Annotated in this window: 23 protein-coding genes and 1 pseudogene; 11 read left to right on the forward strand and 13 right to left on the reverse strand. The window is 67.7% G+C overall.

Annotated elements, in window-relative coordinates; all coding sequences use genetic code 11:
- Nucleotides 1-155 precede the first annotated feature (155 nt).
- Entirely contained in the window at nt 156-740 is a 585-nt protein-coding gene (locus KM295_RS14780) for an N-acyl homoserine lactonase family protein (RefSeq protein ID WP_256030768.1), read from the forward strand.
- Between the two features lie 34 nt (nt 741-774).
- On the opposite strand, the gene KM295_RS14785 is transcribed toward KM295_RS14780, so the two are convergent.
- The 4 genes from KM295_RS14785 to KM295_RS14800 all read right to left on the reverse strand — a co-directional run bounded on the left by KM295_RS14785 (nt 775) and on the right by KM295_RS14800 (nt 6,494).
- On the reverse strand, nt 775-3,273 hold the full coding sequence (locus tag KM295_RS14785; protein WP_256030769.1) for an efflux RND transporter permease subunit: 2,499 nt from the start codon (nt 3,271-3,273) through the stop codon (nt 775-777).
- A gap of 193 nt (nt 3,274-3,466) precedes the next feature.
- Nucleotides 3,467-3,733 (reverse strand): DUF7553 family protein, encoded by a 267-nt coding sequence (locus tag KM295_RS14790; RefSeq protein ID WP_256030770.1) that lies wholly within the window; start codon nt 3,731-3,733, stop codon nt 3,467-3,469.
- A 50-nt stretch (nt 3,734-3,783) separates the two neighbouring features.
- Nucleotides 3,784-4,179: a RidA family protein gene (locus KM295_RS14795; protein WP_256030771.1), complete on the reverse strand. Its 396-nt coding sequence runs from the start codon at nt 4,177-4,179 to the stop codon at nt 3,784-3,786.
- 89 nt (nt 4,180-4,268) lie between these two features.
- Nucleotides 4,269-6,494 (reverse strand): twin-arginine translocase subunit TatC, encoded by a 2,226-nt coding sequence (locus KM295_RS14800; protein ID WP_256030773.1) that lies wholly within the window; start codon nt 6,492-6,494, stop codon nt 4,269-4,271.
- A gap of 130 nt (nt 6,495-6,624) precedes the next feature.
- Between KM295_RS14800 and KM295_RS14805 the strand changes: the two genes are divergently transcribed.
- Both KM295_RS14805 and tatC read left to right on the forward strand, forming a co-directional pair.
- A complete protein-coding gene (locus tag KM295_RS14805; protein WP_256030774.1) occupies nt 6,625-7,863 on the forward strand; it encodes an MFS transporter in 1,239 nt (412 codons plus the stop codon).
- A 73-nt stretch (nt 7,864-7,936) separates the two neighbouring features.
- The gene (gene tatC, locus KM295_RS14810; protein ID WP_256030776.1) at nt 7,937-8,710 is read left to right on the forward strand and encodes a twin-arginine translocase subunit TatC; all 774 of its coding nucleotides are present in this window, start codon (nt 7,937-7,939) and stop codon (nt 8,708-8,710) included.
- Between the two features lie 56 nt (nt 8,711-8,766).
- Here tatC and KM295_RS14815 read toward each other — a convergent pair whose 3' ends face one another.
- The 5 genes from KM295_RS14815 to KM295_RS14835 form a co-directional block, all read right to left on the reverse strand.
- Nucleotides 8,767-9,669, reverse strand: coding sequence for a hypothetical protein (locus KM295_RS14815; protein ID WP_256030777.1), 903 nt, complete (start codon nt 9,667-9,669; stop codon nt 8,767-8,769).
- Nucleotides 9,666-10,730 carry a glycosyltransferase family 4 protein gene (locus tag KM295_RS14820; protein WP_256030778.1) on the reverse strand — a complete coding sequence of 355 codons (1,065 nt, stop codon included), beginning with the start codon at nt 10,728-10,730 and terminating at the stop codon, nt 9,666-9,668. Before KM295_RS14820 ends, KM295_RS14815 begins: the two co-directional genes overlap by 4 nt.
- Nucleotides 10,715-11,104: a 6-pyruvoyl trahydropterin synthase family protein gene (locus KM295_RS14825; protein ID WP_256030779.1), complete on the reverse strand. Its 390-nt coding sequence runs from the start codon at nt 11,102-11,104 to the stop codon at nt 10,715-10,717. The genes KM295_RS14820 and KM295_RS14825 overlap by 16 nt, the downstream gene beginning before the upstream one ends.
- Before the next feature lie 49 nt (nt 11,105-11,153).
- Entirely contained in the window at nt 11,154-12,143 is a 990-nt protein-coding gene (locus KM295_RS14830) for a zinc-binding dehydrogenase (RefSeq protein ID WP_256030781.1), read from the reverse strand.
- A 178-nt stretch (nt 12,144-12,321) separates the two neighbouring features.
- Nucleotides 12,322-13,197, reverse strand: coding sequence for an alkaline phosphatase family protein (locus KM295_RS14835; protein WP_272494430.1), 876 nt, complete (start codon nt 13,195-13,197; stop codon nt 12,322-12,324).
- Between the two features lie 88 nt (nt 13,198-13,285).
- On the opposite strand from KM295_RS14835, the gene KM295_RS14840 reads away from it, so the two are divergent.
- The 5 genes from KM295_RS14840 to KM295_RS14860 all read left to right on the forward strand — a co-directional run bounded on the left by KM295_RS14840 (nt 13,286) and on the right by KM295_RS14860 (nt 17,753).
- The gene (locus KM295_RS14840) at nt 13,286-15,259 is read left to right on the forward strand and encodes an aldo/keto reductase (RefSeq protein ID WP_256030783.1); all 1,974 of its coding nucleotides are present in this window, start codon (nt 13,286-13,288) and stop codon (nt 15,257-15,259) included.
- Nucleotides 15,260-15,309: 50 nt separating this feature from the next.
- Nucleotides 15,310-15,705 (forward strand): DUF7475 family protein, encoded by a 396-nt coding sequence (locus KM295_RS14845; protein WP_256030784.1) that lies wholly within the window; start codon nt 15,310-15,312, stop codon nt 15,703-15,705.
- 153 nt (nt 15,706-15,858) lie between these two features.
- The gene (locus tag KM295_RS14850; protein ID WP_256030785.1) at nt 15,859-16,635 is read left to right on the forward strand and encodes a CDP-alcohol phosphatidyltransferase family protein; all 777 of its coding nucleotides are present in this window, start codon (nt 15,859-15,861) and stop codon (nt 16,633-16,635) included.
- Nucleotides 16,636-16,667: 32 nt separating this feature from the next.
- The gene (locus tag KM295_RS14855) at nt 16,668-17,138 is read left to right on the forward strand and encodes a metal-dependent hydrolase (RefSeq protein ID WP_256030786.1); all 471 of its coding nucleotides are present in this window, start codon (nt 16,668-16,670) and stop codon (nt 17,136-17,138) included.
- 54 nt (nt 17,139-17,192) lie between these two features.
- The gene (locus tag KM295_RS14860) at nt 17,193-17,753 is read left to right on the forward strand and encodes a phosphatase PAP2 family protein (protein WP_256030787.1); all 561 of its coding nucleotides are present in this window, start codon (nt 17,193-17,195) and stop codon (nt 17,751-17,753) included.
- A 51-nt stretch (nt 17,754-17,804) separates the two neighbouring features.
- Here the strand turns inward: KM295_RS14860 and KM295_RS14865 are convergent, their stop codons facing one another.
- The gene (locus KM295_RS14865) at nt 17,805-18,722 is read right to left on the reverse strand and encodes an NAD-dependent epimerase/dehydratase family protein (RefSeq protein ID WP_256030788.1); all 918 of its coding nucleotides are present in this window, start codon (nt 18,720-18,722) and stop codon (nt 17,805-17,807) included.
- A 101-nt stretch (nt 18,723-18,823) separates the two neighbouring features.
- Between KM295_RS14865 and KM295_RS14870 the strand changes: the two genes are divergently transcribed.
- Both KM295_RS14870 and KM295_RS17170 read left to right on the forward strand, forming a co-directional pair.
- Entirely contained in the window at nt 18,824-19,447 is a 624-nt protein-coding gene (locus tag KM295_RS14870) for a histidine phosphatase family protein (RefSeq protein WP_256030789.1), read from the forward strand.
- Between the two features lie 72 nt (nt 19,448-19,519).
- Nucleotides 19,520-20,211 (forward strand): annotated as a pseudogene (locus KM295_RS17170) (sensor histidine kinase).
- A gap of 19 nt (nt 20,212-20,230) precedes the next feature.
- Here the strand turns inward: KM295_RS17170 and larE are convergent.
- From larE to KM295_RS14895, 3 genes are all read right to left on the reverse strand, one after another.
- Nucleotides 20,231-21,157: an ATP-dependent sacrificial sulfur transferase LarE gene (larE, locus tag KM295_RS14885; protein ID WP_256030792.1), complete on the reverse strand. Its 927-nt coding sequence runs from the start codon at nt 21,155-21,157 to the stop codon at nt 20,231-20,233.
- Nucleotides 21,158-21,213: 56 nt separating this feature from the next.
- Nucleotides 21,214-22,716, reverse strand: coding sequence for a carboxypeptidase M32 (locus tag KM295_RS14890; RefSeq protein WP_256030793.1), 1,503 nt, complete (start codon nt 22,714-22,716; stop codon nt 21,214-21,216).
- 72 nt (nt 22,717-22,788) lie between these two features.
- Nucleotides 22,789-23,868 (reverse strand): M20 family metallopeptidase, encoded by a 1,080-nt coding sequence (locus KM295_RS14895; RefSeq protein WP_256030794.1) that lies wholly within the window; start codon nt 23,866-23,868, stop codon nt 22,789-22,791.
- A 123-nt stretch (nt 23,869-23,991) separates the two neighbouring features.
- Here KM295_RS14895 and KM295_RS14900 point away from each other — a divergent pair.
- Nucleotides 23,992-25,036, forward strand: a 1,045-nt coding sequence (locus KM295_RS14900) for a PIN domain-containing protein (protein ID WP_256030795.1), incomplete at its 3' end; no start/stop codon positions are given.

Genomic DNA, 25,036 nt, shown 5'->3' on the forward strand with positions numbered 1-25,036 from the left:
GTCCAGCACTGGCTCAAGTCTGGTACTGGACGGGCCACCAGTCAACTGGCCCTCAAGTCAGGGACGTTGAATGCGAATGGCGATTATACGCCTTCCGAGTTGCTCGGATAGAGCGGGAGTCCACTGACAAGCCTCGGAGCTTGACCCCGAGGCGGTTGACGGAAGCCTTCCTGCCGGCGATCGAGTACGGCCCGGAAACCCACCCGCGGGCGCACCTCGAGGACGCCGGCTACGCGCCCGAGGAGGTGGACTACGTCGTTATGACGCACCTTCACTCGGATCACGCCGGACACATCGACACCTTCCCCGACGCGGAGTTCCTCGTCCAACAGCGGGAACTGCGCTACGCCCACTGGCCGGTGCCGGTCCAGGAGGTGTTCTACCTGGAAGGCGATTTCGACATGCTCCGGTCGGCCGCGTACGACGTGACGCCCCTGGACGGCGAGTACGACGTCTTCGGCGACGGAAGCGTCCGGACTGTCCCGACACCGGGCCACACCCCCGGCCACCAGTCGGTCATCGTCAATCTCCCCGAATCCGGAACGGTCATCCTCGGGGCCGACGTCGCCCACCGGCAGGACGGCTACGACCGGGAGCACCTCGCCTCGTTCAACTGGGATCTCAGCCAGTCGCTCGCGTCGTTGCGGGACATCAAGGCCCGCGCTCGCCGCCTCGATGCCGACGTGTTCGTCACCCACGACAACGAACACATCGACGCCTTCGAGGGCGGCCGCCGGTAGGTCCCGACCACGCTCCGACCGAGGGCCGGGCGTCTCACTCGCCGGCGGCCGACGGCCGCCGTCGTGTAACCGCTCCGATCAGGGCGTCGACGAGCGGTAACGGCGTCCCCTCGTCGGTAGCGAGCCGTTCCCAGAGGACGATCACCGACGGGAGCAGGAACACCGACGAGAGGTAGGCGTACAACACGCTCAAAGAGATGAGCGACCCGAAGACGCCGAGTGCGGGATTGAGCGCGAGAACCAACACGCCGATCCCGAAGACGGTCGTCAGCATGCTCCCGGTCAGCGCGCCACCGGTCCCGACGACGGTCCGCTGAAGCGCGGGGTAGAGATCGCGCTCGTGGTACTCGTCGATAAACCGATGGACGACGTGCACCGCGTAGTCGATGCCGATCCCGATAGCGATGGCGAGAATTGTCCCGTTGATCGCGTTGAACGCGATCCCGAGGGCCCGCATCGACGCGACCAGTGCGACGACCGTGACGACGATCGGGACGATGTTGACGAGCGCGAGAGAGGGACGTCCTTCGAGGACCCAGTAGGCGAACACGAGGAACCCGGAGGCACCGATGAGTGTCAGAACGAGCGTATCGATCACGGAGTCGAGCACCAGTGATAACGCTTCCTCGAAAATGATGACGCTCCCGGTCGGCTGGGCCTCCGCTCGGAACCGATCGGCGACCTCGTAGGCGTCCTCTGTGACGACCTCATCGTCGGCCTCGCCGTCAACCGTGTAGATCACCTGTGCACTCCCACGTTCCTCGCCGAGGACGTTGCTGAGGTCGCTGTCGGCTGGTTCGGCAAGCGCATCGTATACTTGCGGGAGATTGCGATCGGGAATCCCGTCGCCGTCGACGTCGTGCCGGTCGACGAGTGCGCGGAACTCGGGGTCCCGTTCTGCGCGGGACTGGAGCTGCGTGATGATACTCTGGGATTCGGCCTGCCGACGGTCGGTCCGGAACGTCGGGGGCGGCGAACGGCCGGCCCGGTGTATCTCTTCGAGCGCGCTGTCTTCGGTCATCGGCCCCTCGATGTACATCAACACCTGATCGTCCTGCTGGAAGTTCTCGTCGAGATAGTTGTTGATGCGGACGTACTCGAACCCCTCGGGCGGTCTGATCGGCTCGGGTAACGACTGGAGGTACGCCGGCGTTTCCTCGGAGGGCTGGAAGTCGTCCGGACTGAAACCGGTGTCCACGCCGGTCGCGTACATACCAGCACCGCCGGTGGCGACGGCAACGAGAACGAGAAAGACCAGCGGCCCGCGTTTTGAGACGGTGACACCCACCGATAGTAGCTGCCCCAGTGGTGATGATTCCGACCCCAGCGGCGTGTTGCTTACCGTCGGGATCGGATAGCGTTCGCGGGCGCGGTCGACGGTGATCTTCGTCGCCGGGACGAAGACGCCGAAAATGAGGAACGTAAACACGATGCCTGAGGCGGCGACGATGCCGAAATCGCGTGTCGGCGGAAACGCGCTCGCGGTGTTCGAAAGAAAGCCGATCGCGGACGTGCCGGCGACGATGGCGAAGGCGACAGTCATCTGATCGGTGGTCCGGACCATCGCGTCGGTGATCCCCAGCCCACGAACCCGCTCTTCGCGGTAGCGATTGATCGAGTGGATCCCGAAGTCGATACCGATGGCGATGAGAATCGGCGGGACGGCGATCAACAGGACGGCGAAGGGGATGCCGACCAGTCCGATGAAGCCGAACGTCCAGACCAGCGTCATTACGATTGCCAACAGCCCGATACCGATATCAACCGGATCGCGATAGGCAACTGCCAGGAAGATAACGATGAGAAGAAGTGCGGCCGGCAACACGAGACCGGTGGTCGTCCCGGTGGTGTCCGGCGGCGTGCCCTGCACCCAGATGTTGGAGCCCTCGTCGTGGGCGATGCTGTTGATTCGATCGACACGATCGGGCGGGAAATCCACGCCGCCGCCCGGCCCGCCGGACGGTTCCTCGCCGGGCCCGGCGATGTGGGTGACCGTACCGCGGATCGCCGAGGCGGATGCGGTTCGTCGGTTGAAATCGTCGCTCACTCGGTTGGTAAAGCTAGCTTCCTCGTCGGCGGCCTCACGGACGGCCGCATCGATCTCCGTCGGCGTTGCCCGTTCGACAGCCCGGAGATGCTCCTCGGGAGTCGTCGCTGACGGATCGAGTTTGGTAGCGACGGTTTCCGCCGGCGTCGACACCGAATCTGCCCGGAGTTCCCCCGTAGTGAGGATCCGCTGGCGCGTTTTCAGCATGTCGATCAACGCGGGTTTCGCCAGTACGTTGTTCGATTCCTGTACGAGCGTCGTGCTCGTCGTTTCCTCGGTGAACGTGGGACTGAAATCCTCTTCGATCTCCTCAACGGCTTGGAAGGAGGGCAGGTCCTCGATGAACTGCTCTTGGCCGCTCTCGGTCGTGATAGACCCGAGACCGCCGACGAAGAGGACCGTCACGAGCAGAAACGCGACAATAACTGTCTTGGATCGATTGACGATGGCGTCGTCGATGCGGTCTATCAGCCTTTGGTAATCCATTCAATTCCCGTTGGTAGCCATTAGCCGCTGTCGCTGAAAAGTATGTCTAGTTCCGCCGAAACTCGACACGGAAACGGCTCCACCCCTCGGGCTTTTAGATCCCGGTGGGGCGAACGAGTACACCTGCCGAAACGGTGTCACCCCGGCCGCGGCGTACCGTCGACACGCCCGGTTTGGGGTATCGGAGGGAGGCTCAAACACCCTCGACGGTCTCCCGGTAGGCTCGGATCGAATCGAGCGCCGTCTCGATTCGGTCTGCGGCGTCCGGTTCCTCGTCGGCTATCTCCGACAGCACGTGTTCGTAATGTGCGAGCCGTCCGTGGTCCGGCCCGCGGTCGGCCTCGGCGTGGTCATCGAGCTTTCCGGCCTGGGCTTCGAGCCGTTCGCGTGCCTCGGCTCCTGCGGCGTCGGCTGCCGTTCTGAGCGAGTCGGCGGCGTTTCTGAGTTCCTCTCGCGTCATAGCTTGGGGTTCGTCGGTGATCGATAAAACGGCTTTGGGACTGTCGTCCGTCAGCCTCCTTCCTCGACGAGCGCGACCGCCTCGATCTCGACCAGCAGTTCGGGGGCGACGAGGCGGTTCACCTCGACCATGCTTGTTGCCGGTCGGATACCGTCGAACACGTCGGCGTGGGCCGCACCGATCGTGTCCCACGCCTCGATATCCGTCACGTAGATCCTCGTTCTGACCACGTCCTCGAGCGATGCGTCCGCCTCCAGTAGGGCGCTTTCGATGTTGGCCAGTGCCTGTCGGGTCTGTTCGTACGGGTCACCCTCCCCGACGACGCGTCCCGCCTCGTCGGTCGCCGTCGTCCCGGAGACGTGAACGTGCGAGCCCGAACGGACCGCCCGCGAGTACCCGACCTGTGACTCCCACTCCGTTCCCGAAGAGATCCGTCTTCGTTCCATGTCGGCTTCGTCGCGACCACCCCTGAAATCCCCTTTGCCCCGAACACACCCTCTGAGCTGTCGACAGCCCACACTTTAGAGGACCCGACTCAATCGGCTGGATCGGCCCGCCCGACCCCGCGTCGGCCACCGAGGGTGTACAGCCAGAGCAGCCCGAGCCCGACGGCGTAGGCGGCGATCACCGGAAGTCCAAGCAGGAACATCGTGAACACGCCCCGTGGTGAGGCGAACGCCCCGATCGCGAGCACGGCGATGGCGAACTCCCGCCACCGCCCCCGCATCGTGCCGTAGGGGACGATCCCGCCGCGGTGAAACAGGAACATCGAGACCGGGACCATCACGAGCAGGCCGATCCCGACGGTGAGAAAGAAGACCATCCATCCGTAGTTGCTGATCCGGTAGGCGATGACCATCTCGGCCTGTAGCACGTCCGTCGCGAGCCACGAGATGGCGGCCGGCGCGACGTACAGAAAGCCGAAGAAGCTCCCGAGCGCCATCGACGAAAGCAGGCTTCCACCCCACACCAGGAGGATGCGACGGTCCCCGCGGGCGATCCCGCGCTCTCTCAGCGCCGGCCACGCGTAGTAAAGCAGCAACGGCACCACGGCCGCGAGCCCGAAGATCACCGAGACCTTGATCATGAAGATGAGCGCCTCGACGGGGTGCAGCGTGACGATCGACACCTGCTCGGCGGTGAACTGGGCGGGCATCCCGGCGACGAACTGCTCGTGGAGCCGGCCGATCCCCCCCTGATAGAGGACGACGAACGTCACGGCCATGACGGCCGCGAACAGCCCGACCAGCCTGAACGACTTCGAGGTGACACTGTCGAGGACGAACGTGATGTCGTAGGCGTACCCGCCGATATCGTCCTCCGAGACGTCGTCGTCGCTGAACGCGTCGAGGAACCCTGCCCCGCGTGCGGCGAGAGTGCCGCCTCCGTCGGGACCGTCCCCGGCCGTGGGTGCCGGCGCGGCGGCGGTGTTCGATCCGGGTGCGGGGCCGCCCGCCGGTCCCGCTTCGCTACCCGCCGCTCCTTCCGTCGCCCCGTCGGCGTCGGCGCCGGCCTGTGCCTCGTCGAACCGATCGAGGATCGCCTGTGCGCGGTTCGGGTCGGACTCCATCGCGCCGCCGGCGATGGCGAGCGCCTCCTCTTCGTCCATCCCGGCGAAGACCGCCTCCGGCGCAGTCCTGATCTCCTCGGTGTTGAGGGCCGAGACGTCGATCTCCTCGGGATCGGGACCGGCCCGGGGATCGGAATCGAGCGCCTCCAGGCCGTCGTAGACGTAGTAGGCGAAGCCGACGAGCGCGAACGCGCCGCCGTAGATCGAGCCGACGGCGGCGATGTAGGCCGGTTCGGAGATCCCGTAGCCGACGCCGGCATCGATGAACCGGTACCGCGAACCCGCGGCGGCGAGGACGTCGTTGACGGCGGTGTAGCCGCCGTACGTATAGAAGGTGTAGACGATGCCGAGGCCGAGCAAGTACAACCCTCCGAGGACGTTCCAGCGCTCCCGGGCGGTCCCCCACAGGTCGATGGAGTCCCGCGAGCGCTTCGTCGTGACGACGATCTTCGCGATGTACAGCGAGGCCCCATACAGCGTGACAAGCGGGACCGCCCACATGATCTGGGTGAACGGGTCCGGCGGCGAGAACAGCGCGCCGAAGACGAAGATGCCGACGACGGCGTACCGCCACTTGTCGCGGAAGGTCTCGTAGGGGACGATCCCGGTATACGACAGCGTACTCATCAAAAGCGGCAGCTGGGCCGCCAGCCCGAAGGAAAGCGACAGCAGGAAGATGAACTGCGCCCACATCGAGATCGAGTAGGTGGGCTGAAAGCCCGCCCCGACCGCGTTGTCCGCGAGGAACGCGAACATGATGGGGAAAAACAGATGATACGCGTAGGCGATCCCGCCGACGAACAGGCCGGCGCTGATGAGCCCGAACGTGGCCCCCTTCCATCGGGGGATGTTCTCGGGCCAGCGGCCGCGCTTTTTCAGCGAATCCCGGCCGAAGTACAGAAGCGCCGGCGTCATGATGATGAGCCCGGCCACGAGGCCGATCTTCGCCTGCAGGAGGATGACCTCGAAGGGGGTGATCGCGACGACGACGATGTCCGGGTGGGCGTTCAAGTCCCGCTTGAGAATGTCCCAGACGTAGAGTCTGAGGGCGGTGAAGACGCCGAGAAACCCGATCAAAAAGACGATGAATACCTTCTGGAGATGTTTCTGTGCGGCCCGAAGTAACACACCGAGCTGGGCGCGTCCGTTCGCGACCGTCCGGGCGACATCGTCGTCTACGGCGCTGGACACGACGGGAGCTAATCTGCTCGCAGTTATCAACCTTTTCCGTTCGTCCCCGCTCTCGCTTCGGACCGCCCGGGGGTTCGACGGACGCTCCGCTCCGATATCCTTTTGTAACTCCCCGGAGCGGCATCGAACGATGCGTACCGGCTCTCTTTATACCGGCTGGTCCGTCGCCTCCGGGTGCTTCCTCGGCATCCTCGTGATGTTCGGCGTCTCCTACTCCTTCGGCGTCTTTCTGACCCCGATCCAGCGGGACCTCGAGCTCGCCCGGTCCGGCGTGTCGCTGATCTTCTCGCTCCAGACGGGTGTCATCTACGTCGCCGCGGCGGCTCTCGGGATCGCGGCCGATCGGTACGGCGTCCGGCGCATGCTGGCGTTCGGGGCGGCCGCCTTCCTGTCGGGCGTCGCTTTGACCGTCCTCGTCCGGTCGTTTTCGGGACTCCTGGTCGCTTACGGCATCGTCACGGCGATCGGCCTTAGCGCGGTTTACGTCGTCTCGTACGCGACCGTCCCCCGGTGGTTCGAGCGCCGGAGAGGGCTGGCCACGGGGCTTGCGACCTCCGGGCTCGGCGTCGGGATGGTCGCGGTCCCCTCGGCGGCGGAGGTGCTGATCGGGCGGTTCGGGTGGCGCCCGGCGCTGCTTTCCATCGCGGTCTGTGCGACCGCCGTCCTCGTCGTCGCCACACGCTTGATCCGGGAGAGCCCCGCCGGACTCGGTTCCGATGTCGATCTCTCCGGGGAGTTCCCGGACGGCTACACCGAGGCGGCGCCGTTCGACCGGACTACCTACCGCGAGGAGCTGTGGGCCGTCGTCGCCTCGAGGCGGTTCGCCCTCGTCTTCGTCGGGTGGATCGGAGTCTACGCGACGATCTTCGTCGTGTTCGTCCACCTCGTCGCCCACGCGGCCGACCTCGGCGTCGGCGAACGGGCCGGCGTGATCGCCTTCGCAGTCATGGGCGTCACCACCGGGCTCGCACGGATCGTCGTCGGGTGGCTCTCGGACCGCGTCGGCCGGTTCCGGACCTTCGTGGCGTGTTCGGCCACCATGGCCGTGGCGACGTTCGCGCTGCCCGTCGTCGATTCGATGGTCGGTCTCCTCGTCTTCGCCGTCGTCTTCGGGAGCGCCTACGGCGGCAACGGAGCGCTTTTGTCGCCGCTGACTGCCGATCTTTTCGGCCGCGCGAACCCCAACGCGGTCTTCGGGCTGGTGTCGCTTTCGTTTGCGGTTTCGGGCGTGATCGCCCCCTGGGGTGCCGGCCTTATTTACGACCTGCAGGGGACGTACACGCTGGCGTTCCTGCTTGCGGGCGTGATCGGCTTCGTCGGATCAGGGCTGGTCGCACTCGCCGGGTTCGAACCGACCCCGTCCCGCTGACGGCCCGCCGGTCTCCCTCGTCCGACACGCCGGAGAGAGAAGGCTTACAATCGGCGAGGTCGGACCCGACCCTATGGCAGAGACCGCCGACGGGGGCTACGACGCCGACGAGGGGATCGTCGGCGACGGCCCCGAAAGCGACGAGGAGATGCCGCTGGCGGACCACATCGAGGAGATGGTCTACCGGCTCGGGATCGTCCTCGTCGTCGTGGCGGTCGTCTCGGGGATCGTCTTCCCGTTCGGCGAGCGGATCATCAACTTCCTGTGGTACTCGGTGCTCCCCGGCGGCGACATCGCCCGCCCGCGGGTGTATCATCCGCTGGGGCTCATCCTCGCACGCCTGAAGGTCGCCACGCTCGCGGGGTTCGTCCTCGGGCTTCCCGTCTTCGTTTATCAGACCTACCTGTTCATGCGTCCGGGGCTGTATCCGACCGAACGGCGGTACTACTTGGCCTCGGTGCCGACCAGCCTCGTGTTGGGCGTCTTCGGCGTGCTCTTTGCGTACTTTCTGGTGTTGCCCGCCATCTTCACGTACTTTCTGACCTACTCCCAGGACGCCGCCGTCATCGCCTTCGGGCTGACCGAGACGTTCGATCTCATCGTGTTGATGATGGGGCTTTTCGCCGCGGTCTTTCAGATCCCGCTTTTCGTCATGCTGGCGATCATGATGGGGCTGACCACCCGGGCGTGGCTGGCCGCGAAACGGCTGTACTTCTGGGGGGCCTTCCTCGGGATCGCCTTCCTCTTCAGCCCGGACCCGACCGGGATGGCTCCGATCCTCGTCGCGGCGACGATGATCGGGCTCTTCGAGGCGACGCTGCTGCTGTTGCGGTGGACCCGCCGGTAATTCGGTTCCCCCGCCCCCGTCTCACCGATCCGTCCGTCGGCACTCGCTCCCCCGTATCATTCATCGACGCGCCCCAGCACGTCGAGTTGGTGAGTGAGATAGCACAACTCGGCGGCGTCGGCCTGCTCCCGGCGTTCGGTCAGCCACGCTTCGAGCGTTTCGGTATCGTCAGTCATCTCGCCGACGGCCACTTCGATCGTATCGACGATATACCGCAGGAAGTACGCCTCGTCGGCGGGGTAGGCCCCCTCGATCGGTCGGACGACCCAATCGGAGCCGGCGACCCCGAGGATCCGCACGTCCGCCGCCGCCCGGAGACGACCGAGAACGTCCCCACCCGCCCGACTGCTTCCCCCCGGTTTCGCGTCCATGTGGGCGTGATACAGGCGCTCGATCTCCCGGTCGGCCGGATGGGTCGGCCGGAACCGGGTCGCCCCGTCGAACGTGATCGGGAAGTAACAGTAGCCGCCGGGCGAGAGCGCCCCGAGCAGCCGGTCCAGCCCGCCGAGATCGAGGATATCGAGCAGCGCCGCCCCCACGAGCAGGTCCCACTCGCCGGCCGTCCGGTCGGCGTAGGAAACCGCCTCCGCGGCGACCGTCTCGAGTTCGATGCGTCGGTCGACCGTCTCGATGACGATCGGATCCCGCCCCGACACCGAGACCGCCCGTTCTTCGGCCCACTCCCGAACGTACGGCGCCACGCTGGCGACGGTGTCGGGGTCGACGTCGACGGCGGCGTACCGGATCTCCCCGTCCGGGAGCACGTCCCACTCGAGGAGACGGGCGAGCATCGTCCCGATCCCCGCCCCGACCTCGAGGACTTCGAGCGGGCCGGCACCGGCCGCCGCCCGGTCCCGTAACCGATCCCGCAGCGTTCCCACGAGCCGCCGATCGATCGCGCGGTCGTCGACGGTCCGTTTCGCCCGGAGGTAGCGCCGGAACCCGTCGGCGTCGGTCACGTCCGAACCTCCGGGGCGGCGACGGCCTCGAGTAACCGACGCACGCGGGCGGTCGTCTCCCGCCAGTCCGGGTGGGACTCGTACCGCCGTCGTGCCGCCTTCCCCATCTCCGCCAGTCGATCGCGGTCGCCGTCGAGCCGCGTCAGCGCCCGGGCGATCGCCGCCGGATCTCCGGGGTCGACGAGGACGCCCGTCTCGCCGTCGGTGACGACGTCCGTCGCGCCGCCGGCCCGCGAGGCGATCGCCGGGAGACCGAAGCTCATCCCCTCGAGATAGACGATACCGAACCCCTCATAGCGGGACGGGACCGCCAGGAGGTGACTCGCCCGGAGCGCCCCGGCCAACTCGTCGTCGGAGAGTTCGCCGGCCATCCGGACGCGGTCGGCGAGGCCGTCCCGACGGATCGTCCGTCGCACCGTGGCGGCGTACTCCCCGTCGACCGGCCGGCCGACGACCGTCAACTCGGCGTCGGTCTCGGCGGTCGAAAGCCCCTCGAGCAGCGTTTTCAGTCCCTTCCGGGGCGTGAGGTTGCCGACGAAGACGACCCGCAACGGGTCCTCCCGGGCCCGGCGTTCGATCGCCTCCTCGTCGATGGGAGGATCGAACCGGTCGCCGGCCGGCGGCGCGACGACGGTCGCCGTCGCGTCCACACCGAGGCCGGTGACGACCGACTCGGTCGCCGTGCTGTTGCAGACCACCCCCTCGACCGTTTCGAGGTACCGACGTTCCAGCGTGCGGTACAGCGGCGAGAGCCGCCGCGACTCGCTGGCACGCAGGTGGTGGACGATACTCACGATCGGGTACGGCAGGCGTCGGTTCGTCCCGAGCAGGGAGGGGTGGGCGAGTTCGTCCTGTAGCATGACGTCGACGTCGACCTCGAGCCGGTCCCGAAACCGCGGCGAGACGTTGTCGAGCAACCCACGGGGGTACCGCCGCCACGGCAACTCGATCACCTCGATTGTATCGCCGGCCGTCCGGAGCCCATCGAGGAGTTTCCGATCGTAGCGGAACCCGCCGGAGCGTCCCTCGAGGTCCCCGTACAGGGTCAGACCGACCCGCATACCGGGGCGTCGTAGGCGGCGGCGGCCGTTTCGTCCTCCCGGACGGTCACCGCCAGCTCCGTGATGGTCTCGTCGGTAACCGTTTCGGTCACACGCTCGAAGACGACGCGGGCGAAGCGTTCGACGCTCGGGTTGTATCCCTCGAACTCGGGGTGGTCGTTGAGCAGCGTGTCGCGGTAGCGATCCGCCAGCGACGCGAGTGCGGCCTCGGCGTCGTCGATGTCGACGAGGTAGTCGTACTCGTTCAGTTCTGGCCCGCGGAACGTCAGTTCCACCTCGTAGTGGTGGGAGTGGGGCTTCCCTTCGGGCCCCGGATCCGGCACCGTGAGGTAGTGCTGTGCGACGAAGTCGGTCAGCACAGTCGTCGAGTACACGTTCCCGACGACGGGCGGCAGCCACGTAAATCTGGAGGGTGATCCGGCCTCACTCGTAGGTGAAGACGATCTGGATCGCCCCGTCCGGTCGCTCCTCGAGCAGCCGGTAGGCCTCGGCGGCCTGTCCGACCTCGAACTCGTGGGTGAGAAGCGCCGTGAGGTCGTTTTCGGCCAGCCACGACCGAACGAACGAGAGCCGGCGCGCCTTGTCCCACCGGTCGGCGTGGTCGGAGTCGATCCGGCTCACCTGGCTGCTCCGGATCCGGATGTGGCTCCGGTGGTAGCTCCCGCCGAGATCGAGCGAAACGCCCTTGGTGCCGTACCACGAGCCGACGACGACCGTTCCGGCGTAACCCGTGACGCTGATCGCGTCGTCGAGTGCCGCCGGGTTCCCGGAGAGTTCGAACGCGATGTCCGGGGCCGCTCCGAGCGCCTCCTCGAGGTCTCCGGGCGCGACGGCGCGGTCGGCGCCGAACGACTCCGAGAGCCGCCGCCGGGACTCGTAGCGATCGACCGTGACGAGATCCGCCAGCGGGAACTCGGCGAGCAGCGCCGTCGTCAACAGCCCGATCGGCCCCTGGCCGAACACCACGACGCGCGCGCCGACCCGTGGCCGGGCGTCCATGACGAGGTTCACCGCCGTTTCGGCGTTCGGGATCAGGAGGGCCCGTTCGTCCGACAGCGTCGTCGGGACGAGCGTCCCGGGGTCCGCGAGGAAGTGGCTCTCGTGGGGGTTGAACGCGAACACCCGGCGATCGAGCCACTCATCGTCGACGCCCTCGCCGAGAGCCGTCACGCGCCCGACGGTGGCGTAGCCGTACTGCAGCGGGTACGAGAACGTCTCGTCGAGGGCGTCGATCGTCTCGTCGATCGGCAGGTCGGCGGGCACCTCGTCGCGGTAGACCAGCAGTTCGGTGCCCGGGCTGACGCTCGATCGCTCCGTCCGGACCCGGACCTCACCGGGTTCCGGCTCGGGGATCGGTTTCGGACGCACTTCGACGGATCCCGGTCCGGTGAAGTACAGCGCCCGGCCCGTCATGGCCCCTCACGCCGTCCCGGCGTCGGAGCGGGTTCGCTCGGCTGGGCGGATCGGGGCGTGTGAGCGTATCGACTCTTCCCCTGGTGGGTCACGCCTTACAAGTACGCGTTGCTAGACTAAAAGCTACGCCTACCGGCCCTGTGATCCTCGTTCGTCGGCGGTCGACGGCGACCTTGCCCTATCGGTAGCCCAGCGCCTCGAGCCGATCGCGGTCGGTTTCGGTCCCGTAGACACGCCCCACCGGGAGCGGCTCCGGCGGCTCGAGCGTCGGGGTGTAGTCCCGACGATCCCCGCCGGTCGTCTCCGCCCACGGAACCGAAAGCAGCGCCGGCACCGGCGTACACATCGGATGGCCGTAGAGGCCCCACTCCCCGAAGAGATTGCCGTGGTCGGCGGTGACCGCGACGCGTCCGGAGACGTTCCGGACGAGCGTCGCCACGTCCGGAAGGACGTACTCGAGGTTCGCCCGGTAGGCTTCCCGGACCCGATCTGGCGTGATCTCGCCGCGCCGGAGCAACACCCAGGGGTTCGCGGCGTTGCTGTGGTTGCCGGTTCGGGCCATCCCGTCGTCGCCCGCGATCGGGTCCGAGACGAAGGGGTGGTGTGGCTGCATGTAGTGGACGACGAGCCGATCGGGGTCCCGATCGCGCGCGAGCGCGACCGCCCGGTCGGTGATCGCGCCCGGCGGCACCGTCCCGAGGTCCTCGTCCCAGGCGTACTTCCAGACCTCATCGAGAGCATGGAAGGCGTCGGCCTCGAGGTACCGGTCGGTCCAGGTGTTGCCGGTGACCATGACCGTCCGGGCGGTCTCGGGGCGATCGAGGAACGTGTTCTCGAGCCACTCCGAGGAGGAACTCCCGACCGACCGGACAGTTTCGACGGTCCCCAGAAAACCGACGTCGGCGTCGGCGGCGACTGACCGGAGCAGATCCGCCCGACAGGCGTCTAACACGACGAGGACGTCCCACCCGCGGTCGTAGGCGTTCGTCCCGTAGTCGATCCGTCGGCCGACCGCCTGGAGACACCGCAGGTAGGCGGTGCCGAGCCGACCCATGCCCGGTTCCGTCACGTTAGTCGGTCCGTGCCGTGTCGACTAAACGCCACCGCCGAGGGAATAAATATCCGGCCGCCCTGTTGTCGCTGTGAACTGTCTGTTCGTCGGCGCCGGGGCGATCGCGGCCGAGTACGCGGCCGAACTGTCCGACAGTTCCCTGTCTCTGGCTGGCGTCTGCGATCTGGACGAAACGCGGGCGGCGACGCTGGCCGAGGACCACGGCTGTCCCGGCTTCACCGACCTGGAGACGGCTCTCGAGGAAACCGCGGCCCCGCTCGTGGTGAACCTGACGAGCCACGCCGCCCACGCGCCGGTGACGGAGGCGGCGCTGTCGGCCGACCGGCACGTCTTCTCCCAGAAGCCGCTGGCGCTCGATTCGGCGGTCGCCGCCGATCTCCTGTCGATGGCCCGCCGACGGGGGCTGGCGCTTGGGTGTGCCCCGACGACGCCGGCGGCCCCCTCCCAGCGCCGGGCGGGGCGGCTCCTCGCCGACGGACGGCTCGGCCCCGTCCGGCTGGGGTACGCCCACGCCCACGTCGGTCGGGTCACCGACTGGCACGAACGGCCCGACTCCTTTCTCGAGATCGGCCCGCTGTACGACGGCGCCGTCTACCCGTTGACGCTTCTCGTTTCGTGGTTCGGCCCCGTCGAACGCGTCCGGGTCGCCGACGCGCTCGACGTCTGGCCCGACCGGGAGGCGAGACGCCCGACGGCGCCGAGCCACGTCGATGCGACGCTTTCGTTCGCCGCCGGTCCGACCGTCCGGCTGACGGCCAGCCTCTATGCGCCCCACCGGAGCCGGGAGTTCTACGGGCTCGAGCTCCACGGCGACGACGGGTCGCTGTACCTGGAGGGGACCGGCGCGATGGCGACCGACGTCGACGACGTCCGGTTCGGCCGCCTCGGCCGCGGGTACACGAACGCCCCGCCGCAGTCGCCGTCTCCTCCCCTCGCGTACGTCGACGCCGTCGAACGGCTCGCCGACGGGATCGCCGACGGGACACCCTCGCGGACGACGGCCCGCCGGGGGGCCCACGTCGTCGCCGTCTGTAACGCGATCGAGACGGCCGCCGAAGGGGGCGGCCCGATCGACGTTCCCGATCGCGGGGCGGCGAGCGACCCCGTCCCCGCCCCCGTGGTTACGCCGGCGGAGCACGACGAGCCCGGGGCCGACCGCCGGTCGCTCCGGCTCCCGCCCGTCGGGTTCGGCTGTTCGCGCTACCGCGACGGCGAGTACGTCGACCGGGCCGACTCGATCGCGACGGCCCTCGACGCCGGCTACCGGCTGCTCGATAGCGCCGAACTGTACGGCAACGAACACCGGATCGGCGAACTGCTTTCGGCCCCCGGAGCGCCCGACCGCGAGGCCGTCTTTCTGCTGGGAAAGGTCTGGCGAACCAACCACCGCCGCGAGCACCTCCTGGAGGCGTGTGCGGGCAGTCTTTCCGAGCTGGGGGTCGACGCCTTCGACTGCTATACGCTGCACTGGCCGACGGCGCTTTCCCACCGCGGCGAACTCTCTCGGCTGGCCGAGAAGCCGATCGAGCGCCAGGAGGCGTTGACGTTCCCGGAAGGCGAGGACGGCGACCTCGAGACGGCGGACGTCCCGCTATCGACGGCCTGGCGGAACCTCGAAGCCGTCCACGACCGCGGCTGGGCGCGCACGCTCGGTGTCTGTAACGTCTCGCGGGCACAACTGGAGACGGTCCTCGAGGCCGGGACGGTCCGACCCGATATCGTCCAGATCGAACGCCACCCCTATCGGCCACGGCACGAACTCGTCTCGTTCTGTCGCGAGCGCGGCATCCGGGTCATCGCCCACTCGCCGCTCTCTGCGCCCGGCTTGCTCGAAGAGCCCGTCCTGGCGGCCATCGGAAACGAGTACGGTCTCTCCCCGGCCGGCGTCGTCGTCGCGTGGAACGTCACCCGGGGTGTCGTGCCGATCCCCTCCAGTACCACGCCCACCCACATCGTCTCGAACCCGGCTGCGGCCGCCGAACGGCTCGATCCGGCAGCGTGTTCCCGGATCGACGCCCTCCGCGATCCGGACTTCGAGCGGTAGTTCGCCCGCGTTTGCAGTACAACTATGGGACAGTGTCGCATATGTCCGGTATGGCCACGAGCGAACCCCCGCGGTTCGAATTCGATACGGCATCGCTGGGTAGCCTCCACTGGGTCGGCGTCCTCGCGGCCCTGGTCTCGGCCGGCATTCACCTCCTGTTGGGGATCCGCATGAGCATCAGCTTCTCCCCCTCGGCGATGAGCATCAGCTTCGTCTTCGCCGGGCTGGGGTTTCTGGGTGCGATCGCGCTCGTCCTCCTCGATTTCCGGCGCCGGGCGGTCTACGCCGCCGGGATCCCCTTTACACTCGTCCAGATCGTCGTCTGGTACTACGTCAACTTCGCGGCCGGGCCGAAGTCGTTCCCGGCCGAGGTCGGGACCCTCGGCGCCGTCGACAAGGTCGCACAGGTCGTCCTCGTCGTCGTCCTCCTCGCGTTGCTCCGGTAGCCGGAAAACGGGTCTTGCCGCCTCGCCCGATGTTTAAATACTGGCCGCCGTACCCGAAGCAAGTGTTCCGAATGACCGACTCGGCCCGAACCGACGTCCCGCCCCCGCCCACACCGCCGACGCGCCGGGACACCCCCGGGGCCGGGAGCAACGATGACCGAACCGCGGCGTAACCGGCCGGTCGCCGTCGGGCTCGGGGTCGGCCTGCTGGCGCTGGCCGCGCTCGGCCTGATCGGCCTCCTCCGGGGACTGCTCCCGGCTTCCCCGACGGCGTGGTTGGCTCTCTCTCCGGCAGTCCTCGCGGGGCTCTGCTGGGCGGGCCAGCTCTGGTACGTCGGTTACAGCCTCGATGCCGTCGGGGTGCCCGGCGCGTTCTGGCGCCGCCTGTTCGGGCTGGCGAACGCGCTGACGCTGCTCCGGGGGGCGCTCTACGCCGTGGTGGCCGGCTTCGTCGTCGTCCCGGCCGGAACACCCCTCGCGTGGGTACCGGCGCTGTGTTACGGCTTCGGCGCCGCCCTCGACAAAATCGACGGGACCGTGGCCCGCAGCCTCGGCCGGGAGACCGACCTCGGAGCCCGTCTGGATACGGCCTTCGATACCTTCGGGTTCGTCGCCGCCCCGCTGGTGGCGGTGCTTTGGGGGCTGTTGCCGGTCTGGTATCTCTCGCTCTCGGCCGCCCGCTACGTCTTTCTCGCCGGCGTCCGCTGGCGACGGTTCCGCGACCGCCCCGTCTTCGATCGCCCCGACAGCGACCTCGGCAAGTACCTCGCTGGCGTCCAGATGGCGTTCATCACGGCGGCGCTCGTCCCCGCAGCCCCGACGGATCTCGTTTTGACCGTCGCCCCGTTCGTCCTCGCGCCCTCGCTGGCCGTCTTCGCCCGCGATTACCTCGCCGTCAGTGGACGGCTCCCCGGCCGTACCAACTATTGAGGTGCGTTCACGACTACTGTGAGACACAACACATGCTCTTTCCGACGCATCTGGCCGCGGCCGCCGCCCTCGGGCTCGCCTCGCGGCTGCCGACGCCGTGGTTAGTCGTCGGCGCGGCGCTGCCGGACCTCATCGACAAGCCGCTCGGCGCGTCCGGCTTCGTCGAACTGTACCACTCGGTCGGCCACAGCGCACTTCTCGCCCCGCTTTTCGTCCTGATAGCGCTGTACGGCCGCCCCGGCGTCGCCGTCGCGGTCGGCTGGGGGTCGCATCTCTGTCTCGACGCGTTCCACGTCGTGATCAACGGCCGCCCCGGCCACACGCTGGCCTTCCTGTGGCCGCTCGCAGAATCCGCCGACCCGCTCGGGATCCCGCCGGGTGCGTTCTTCCAGTACTATGTGGGTACGCCGTCGTTTTATGTCGAGATCCTCCTGTGGCTCGTGCTGGTCGCCGCGTTCGTCGCCGGGCGGCTCCCCGGACGGCCTTCCTCACGGTCGGGGTGAGCAGGACGGCGAGAGGTGGCTATATGTTCGCTCGACGGAAACTGTCCGGGAACCATGGTACAATTGCTCGAGTCGTTCATCGAGTACGTCCTCCTGCTCGATGCGCTCACGGTCGAGGCGGTCCTGGCGGTACGGCATCCGGTCCTGACGAACGCGATGACGTCCGTCACCGGGCTCGGCTCAGTGGCGGCCGGCCTCGTCTTCGTCGGGCTGTTCTATCTGGCGGGGTGGCGCGAGGAGTTCCTGGTCACCCTGATCGCGCTCTCGCTCACCGGGGCGGTCGTGGCGGTCCTGATGGCGACCGTTCAGCGGCCGTTCCCGGCTCAGCCGGTCTGTCTGACCGAGGGCGCCGGAACGCCGACGACGTCGTTCCCGTCCGGCCATGCGGCCGCCGTCACGGCCTACGCGACGGTGGCCAGATCGTCCGGGACGCTGCCGTTCAAAACGACCGCCGCGCTCGCCGCCGTCGTCGCCGTCTCGCGGATCTATCTCGGCACCCACTACCTGTCCGATACCGTGGCGGGGGTCGCCCTCGGCGTCGGCTCGGTTCTGCTCGCAGAGCGGCTCCTCGACCGTGTCGACCGCGAGGCGCTGTTCCGGGTACTGTCGCGATAGACTCCCGATGTGCCGTTCCGGGTCCTCTCGTGGTAGACTCCCCCGGTGTCGCTACCGATACGCCGCACAGACCCGTTCGATCCCCTCCTCGAACCCGACTTCGGGCTCCCAGCCGGTCGCCTCCCGGAGCTTCGAGGCGTCGGCACAGGTGTGATGGACGTACACCGACTCGGGGATCGGGTTCTCGACGTACTCGGGGTCGACGCTCGTTTCCAGCGCCCCGTTGATCGCCTCGACGACCGTCTCAAACGAGCGTCGCTCCCCGGTTCCCACGTTGTAGCGCCCATCGAGCCCGCCTTCCGCCGCCAGCACCGCGGCGTCGACGACGTCCGAGACGTGGACGAAGTCCCGCGTCTGGGTGCCGTCGCCGTACAGGACCGGCGGTTCGTCGTTCGCGATGGCCTCGGCGAACTGGGCGATCACGTTCGCGTACTCGCCCTTGTGGCTCTCGCCGCCGCCGTATCCCCCGTACACCGAAAAGAGCCGGAGTCCGGCCAGCGACAGCCCGTGGTGGTTCCGGAAGTACTCGGCGTACCGTTCGCGGGCCAGCTTCGAGGCCTCGTAGCCGCTTTTCGCCTCTACCGCCGTCGTCTCCGCCGAGGGGGTCGTCCGGTCGCCGTAGACCGACGAGGTCGAGGCGTAGACGACGGTCTCACAGCCGTCCTGGCGGGCCTGCTCGACGACGTTGACGAACCCCTCGATATTGACTCTGGCGCCGCGTCCCGGTTCCGCCTCGTGCATCGCGTACGACGACAGCGCCGCGAAGTGAAACACCGCGTCGACGTCGGTCGGAAGCCCCGCCTCGAGGACCGACCGCTCGTGGAACTCGACGGCCGGACGGAGGTTCTCGGGTGTTCCCAGCGATCGATCGTCGACGACGAGGACATCGTTGTCACCGGCGAGGCGGTTCGCGACGTTCGAGCCGACGAATCCCGCGCCCCCGGTGATGAGTACACGTTCGCCTTCCATGGGTATCCGACGGGTTGGCCCCGCCGGTTACTACCGAAGACGGCCAGCGACCTCAACAGTTTTCCGGTAGCCTGATATCGGTTCCGGAACTACCGTCGGATATGACGCGTGTCGTCGCCGTTCGTCACGGCGAGACAGACTGGAACCGACACAAGCGGATGCAGGGGTGGGCCCCCGTCCCGTTGAACGAGACGGGACGCGAGCAGGCCCGTGCCGCCGGCGCGTGGCTGGCCGAGGAGTACGACGTCGATCGCGTCGTCTCCTCGGATCTGTTGCGGACCGAACAGACGACCGAACTGCTGCTCGAGTCGATCGGCGACCGTCCCGTCTCCTTCGAGCCGGCGCTGCGGGAACGGAACCTCGGCGTCTATCAGGGCCTCTCCTATTCGGATGTCGAGGATCGCTTCCCGGCGTTCGGGCTGGGGGAGTCGGGCTACCGGGCGACCGACGCCGTCCCCGAGGGCGGCGAATCCCTCCGTGACGTCCATACCCGCGTCACGGGGCGGTTCGAGGAACTCGCGGCGGCGGACGGGGAGACGGTGTTGCTCGTCACCCACGGCGGGCCGCTGTGTATCCTTCTGGGCCACGCCAAGGGGCTTGGGTTGACGGACGCGCTCTGTTCGCACCATCCCGAGAACTGCTCGGCGACGGAGTTCCGCCTCGAGGGGGACGTGACGATTCACCGGGAGACCGCTACCGGGTGGGATCTCGAGGCGTCCCGGTAGCGGACCGCTCGGCGACGGTTTGACGGGCGAACAGGACGGGGTTGATATACTACTCGACGTCAACACTCGACCATGTCCGAACGACCGTCCGAAGAGCACCCCGAGGAACAGCGCGACAATCTCCGGCTTCTCAATCAGGTCATGCGGCACGACATCCGCAACGATCTCCAGTTGATCGGCGCCTACGCGGAACTGCTCGAGGACCACGTCGACGAAGGGGGCCGGCAGTACCTCGAGGTTATCAACGAGAACACCGAGAGCGCGACGAACCTGACGACGACCGCCCGCGACCTCTCGAAGTCATCCTCGGTGCCGATCCCGAGGAGGGTTCGGTCCCGCTGGCGAACATCCTCGACCAGCAGATCGAGGAGCTCCGATCCGGGTATCCGGAAGCGGTGGTGACCGTCGAGGGGGCGATCCCCGACGTCGACGTCGTCGGCAACGAGATGCTCGGTTCGATATTCCGGAACCTGCTCCAGAACGCGATCCAGCACAACGACAAGACGCCGCCGGAAGTCACCGTCTCGACGGCCGAGGCCGACGACCGGATCGAAATCTACATCGCGGACAACGGCCCCGGGATCCCGGACGCCCAAAAGGAGGAGATCTTCGGCAGAGGCGAGAAAGGACTGGAGAGTTCCGGCGCCGGCATCGGGCTGTACCTGGTCCAGTCGCTCGTCGACGGCTACGGCGGCGACGTGTGGGTCGAGGACAACGATCCCGAGGGGTCAGTCTTCGTCGTCAGCCTGCCGATCGCGGAGTGACCGAACGTCGCCGACGGTCTCAATCGTCCCCGGCCGGTTCCTCACCGGTTTCGGGGATGCCTTCGGTCCCGGTTTCGGCCTCGGTCTCGGCCTCGGTCCCGGTATCGGACCCTACTTCGCCCGTCGATCCGTCGGCCTCCGATGCCGGCGAGACGCTGCCGGTCCGGTATCCCTCCAGATCGAGGGTCACGTGGTCGAACCCGATGTCGGTCAGGTGCTTCCGGGCGGCCGCGGCGAACGCCGGATCGAGCGCCCGTTCGAGTTCGTCGGTGGTGACCTCGATGCGGGCCAGCCCGTCGTGGTCGCGAACGCGGAACTGCTCGAACCCCCACGTCCGGAGCAGCGTCTCGGCGCGTTCGACCCGGCTCAGTCGGGACTCGGTCACTTCGAGCCCCGTCGGGATCCGCGAGGACAGACACGCCATCGAGGGTTTCTCCGCGACAGAGAGATCGTACTCGCGGGCGATTTCTCGGACTTCGGGTTTGGTGATCCCGTGTTCCAAAAGCGGCGAGTAGGCGTTCAGCTCTTCGACGGCACGGAGGCCGGGACGGTGCCCCTCGCCCGGATCGGAGGCGTTAGTGCCGTCACAGACCGTCTCGATATCCAGCCGTCGGGCCACCTCGAACATCTCCCCGAGCCGCATCGACCGGCAGTGATAACAGCGCTCCTCGTCGTTTTCGACGAAGGCCTCGCTCTCGAGTTCGGAAAACGAAACGATCTCGTGTCCGATCCCGATCTCGCTTGCGACCCGCTTTGCGTCCTCGAGTTCGGCGGCCGGGAGCGTCTCGCTTCTGGCGGTACAGGCGACGGCCCGATCGCCCAGCGCGTCGGCCGCGAGCGCGGCGACGACCGACGAGTCGACGCCGCCCGAGAAGGCGACGACGACGCCGTCGAAGTTCCGAAGGTCCTCGATCGCCGCCTCGCGTTTCGCCTCGACAGCAGTCATACCTGCCTGTTGGGCCCGACGTAGAAAAGCCCGACGACGCCCGGCGACTAGCAGAACTATCGATCGAGCCCGTAGAGATCGCCGAACTTCGATTCGGCGTACTCGAGGAAGTACTCGGCGGTCAGGGACTCGTCGCTCGCCCGTCGTATCAGATCGTCAGTGGTGTATCGGCAGCCGTGACGGTGGACCGACTCGTCGAGCCACCCGTGGAGGGCGTCGAACTCGCCCGATCGGATCTGTGAACCGAGGCCGTCGATCTCCGATTCGGCGGCGGCGTACAGCTGGGCGGCGAGGACGCTACCCAGCGAGTACGTCGGGAAGTACCCGAACGAGCCGTGGCTCCAGTGGATGTCCTGTAGACACCCCTCGCGGTCGGTGTCGGGGCGGACGCCTAGGTACTCCGCCATCCGATCGTTCCAGACCGCCGGCACCTCCGCGACCTCGAGGTCGCCGGCCACCAAATCGCGCTCGATCTCGAAGCGCAAGACGATGTGGAGATGGTAGGTGAGTTCGTCGGCCTCGACGCGGATGAGGTTGTCCTCGTAGACTCTGTTTGCGGCCTCGTAGGCCTCCCGGGGGGTGAGCTCCGTCCCGTGTCGGTCGTTGAACCGCGGGACGAAGAACGCCCAGAAGGGTTCGCTGCGGCCGACGTGATTCTCGAAGAGCCGCGACTGGGACTCGTGGACGGTCAGCCCGCGGTGCTCGCCGAGCGGCGAGCCGTAGGCGTCACGGGGAAGTCCCTGGGTGTAGGCGGCGTGGCCGAACTCGTGGATCGTCGAACCCAGCGAATCGAGCGGTTCGGACTCCTCGAAGCGGGTCGTCACCCGGGCGTCGAACTGCGTTCCCGAAGAGAAGGGATGCGGGGCAATATCAAGTCTCCCCCGATCGAAGTCGTATCCGAGAGTTTCCAGCGCCTCGCGTGCGAGTTCGTGCTGGTCGGGTTCGGGGAAGGTCCCCTCGACCGCGTGGAGATCGGCGTTCGAATCCCGGACGGCGTCGATGAGCGGGACCAACCCCTCACGGAGCCGTTCGAGGACGCGCTCGGCCGTCTCGAGGTCGATGTAGGGTTCGTAATCCGCGAACAGCACCGCGTAGGGGTCGGCGTCGGGATCGATGTGGGCGGCGTACTCGCGTTTCAACTCGAGGAGCCGTTCCAGCGTCGGCGCGAAGGCCCCGAAATCGTCGTTCTCCTTTGCCTCCCGCCAGACGGGGTGGGCCTCGGCGGTGGCCTCGCTGATCTTTTCGACGAGATCGGTCGGGACCTTCGCCTGCCGCTCGTACTGCCGGCGGATTTCCCGGACGACGGCGGATTCCTCGTCCGACAGTTCCGCCCCGGACAGTTCCTCGAGCCACCTCCCGACGTCGTCGTCGACGAGCAGGTCGTGGGCGAGAGCCGAGACCGCGCCGCGCTGTTTCGAGCGCGCCGGCGTCCCGCCTTCCGGCATCATCACTTCCTGATCCCAGTTCAACACGCCGTTTGCGTCCCCGAGATACGTCGCCCGCCGGTACTGATCGAGCAGTTCGTCGTAGGCCTCCGGAGGGGCCTGATCGGTCGCCATACTCCCCGTGGGTGTTGGTTGATCAAGAACCTACGGCCGACGGCGTGCGGTCGATGGGCGGTCCCCGTCGGTTCAAACCGTTTCCAGAACCCGCCGGTAGATCCCACGACAGCGCTCGATGACGCCGACCGAGACGCTCTCGGTCGCGGTGTGTGCCTCCCCGGGTTCGGCGGCGCCACAGACGACGCAGGTCGTCCCCGCCCGCGCCGTGAGCCAACCCGCGTCCGTGGCGTGGGGTTTGACGATCGCCTCGGGGGTGCCGTCCTGTGCGGCGTCGGCGGCCGCCCGGACCGTCGCCGCGAAGTCGGCGTCCCCGCAGGCCATCGGCGGGAGGTCCTGATCGACGGTCGCCGAAACGCCTTCGACGGTCTCGACGCGCTCTATCGGCGCCCGTTCGCCGGGGACGGTGCGTTCGTCGACGGTGACGGTACACCGCTCGGGGATCGCGTTCCAGGCGTCCCCGCCGTCGATCCCCGTGACGGCGATCGACCCCTCGATTTCGTGGCCCAGCACCGTCGTTTCGGGTGCGTCCAGTCCCCTGACGATGTCGACCGCGTCCGTCGCCCGGTAGATCGCGTTCTCGCCCTCGTCGGGTTCGCTGGCGTGGGCGGCGGTTCCCTCAGCGAGCACGGTCGATCCACGCCGACCCTTGTGGGCGATCGCCACGTCCGTGACGCCGGCGGCGGAGTAGCCGGTCGAGCCCTCGCCGACGACGGCGTACTCCGGCGCGAAGCCGGCATCGATGGCCGCCCGACAGCCGACGCCGCCGGCCTCCTCGCCGGCGAAGGAGGCGAAGACGGCCTCGGTTTCCCCGGGTACGTCGGCTCTCCGGAACGCGACCATCGCGGCCGCGAGACTGCCCTTCATGTCGGCCGTGCCGCGACCGTACAGCCGCCCCCCGCGCCGTTCGAGGACGTACTCGCCGTCCGCCGTCTGCCGGTCGTCCGGCGGCACGACGTCGTGGTGTCCGACGAGCGCCACGGATCGGTCGGCCCCGGCGTTCCGCCGGGCGATCACGTTCCCGGCGTCGTCCCGCTCGATTGCCGCATCGGTTCGTTCCTCGAGCCACTGCTCGACGTAGTCGCCGGCGGCGCGTTCGTCCTCGTGGCTCGGGATCCCGACGAGTCGTTCGGCGAGTTCGACGGCGTTCATGCCCTTGCTACCGGTGAGGCGGGCGGCCGGTTTCAGGCTATCGTCCGGGTCTGTCGCGGTGTCTTACCGCTCGAAGCGGGCCCCATCACGGTATTTATACCGCCTCGGACCCGACCGTCCGGTATGGATATTCTGCCGGACACGAGCGCGGTCATCGACGGCCGCGTGTCGGAACGCGTCGCGGCCGACGACGTCGACGCGGTCTACGTCCCCGAGGCTGTCGTCGGGGAACTCGAGGCGCAGGCCAACGACGGCCGCGACAGCGGCTGGGAGGGCCTCGAGGAGCTCCAGCGGCTCGCCGACCTCGCCGACGAGGGCGGGATCGAACTCGAGTACGTCGGTCGCCGTCCCGACGCGATCGAGAAACGGGACGCCGGCGAGGGCGAGATCGACGCCCTCATCCGTGATCTCGCGGACCGACACGACGCGACGCTTCTGACGAGTGACGTCGTCCAAAGCGAGGTCGCACAAGCGAAGGGCATCGCCGTCGAGTATATCGAACCGCGGACCGACGACACGACAGAACTCACGTTAGAGCGGTACCTCGACGACGAGACGATGTCGGTCCACCTCAAGACGGACGTTCGGCCGATGGCCAAACGCGGCACGATCGGCGAGATGCGCTACGAGCGCATCGACGCCGACCCCCTCTCGGAGGCGGAGATGCGATCGATCGCCGACAACGTTCTCAACGTCGCCCGGACGGCGACCGACGGGTTCGTCGAACTCTCCCATCCCGGGATGACGATCGTCCAGATCCGGGATATGCGGATCGCCGTCGCCGAACCGCCCTTCGCCGACGGCATCGAGGTGACCGCGGTCCGGCCGATCGTCAAGACCGATCTGGACGACTACGAGAAGGCCGACGCCCTCCGGGATCGGTTCACCGAGCGACAGCGCGGGGTGCTCATCTCCGGGGCGCCCGGCGCCGGCAAATCGACGTTCGCCCAGGCGGTCGCGGAGTTCCTCAACGACTCGGGCTATGCCGTCAAGACGATGGAGAAACCCCGGGACCTGCAGGTCGGCCCCGAGATCACCCAGTACACCGAACTCTCGGGTTCGATGGAAAACACCGCCGACTCGCTGCTCATGGTCCGGCCCGATTACACCATCTACGACGAGGTCCGGAAGACCTCGGACTTCGAGACCTTCGCGGACATGCGACTCG

Origin of the sequence: Natronomonas aquatica (assembly GCF_024449025.1) — an archaeon.
In the GTDB taxonomy this organism is placed as follows: Archaea; Halobacteriota; Halobacteria; order Halobacteriales; family Haloarculaceae; genus Natronomonas; species Natronomonas aquatica.